Below are 709 nucleotides of genomic sequence, written 5' to 3'. Positions count from 1 at the left end.
CTCATTGATAAAACGGGATGATAAAGAGCGTGCTGGTGGCAGATTAGGGTAATTATTAATAAAGCCACGGATCTGTTCTGGTGTCACCAGAGCTAAATCTTGTGTTAGTTCTCGGTATTTAAGATAAGGATAAAGCGGGTAGTTTTTCAATGTTGGCATCAATCTCGCCACCTCAGCCATATCACTGGCATCCCACGCTTGCTTAATTTGCTGATATCGTTGCCGCTGATCATCCAGAGAATCAGCGTTTGCTGCGACAGACACAAAAACTAACCCTATAGCCATCGCAAAGTGTTGCCATTTAGCCATTACCACACGCTCCTCCCGGAGATCAAATTGAATAGGTTAATATTACAAATGTATACACATCATAATAATATAATCACCGCCACTTACCACATTAATTCACTCCATGATGAAATATTTAACCATATATACTAAGCAGGTAAGTTTTTTATCCAAAAAAATTGATCCGTCTTAACAAACTCGCCCCAGAGCTATCCTATTCCGGCAATTGGGTTATAGAGTTTATTAACTTAAATCGGGTAAACTGTGACAAATCGTGTTCAGATGAACATAAATAACCTAACTGGATATTATCAGATACCAACACGCCCTGTTCATGCGATTGACTTCGCCAAACAGGCATTATCATTATAACAATCAGAGATAGCGAGGCTTATAGCAACGTGGCTCAATATGTTTACAG

1 pseudogene is annotated in these 709 nt (G+C 39.5%); it reads right to left on the bottom strand.

Annotation, left to right across the window (positions count from 1 at the left end):
- Positions 1-309 (bottom strand): annotated as a pseudogene (locus tag ABR397_RS23035) (murein transglycosylase); the annotation flags it as partial.
- Between the last annotated feature and the right edge of the window lie 400 nt (positions 310-709).

It is taken from the genome of Photorhabdus viridis (genome assembly GCF_040256935.1).
GTDB lineage: Bacteria > Pseudomonadota > Gammaproteobacteria > Enterobacterales > Enterobacteriaceae > Photorhabdus > Photorhabdus viridis.
This window is presented reverse-complemented; position numbering and strand designations above follow the sequence as displayed.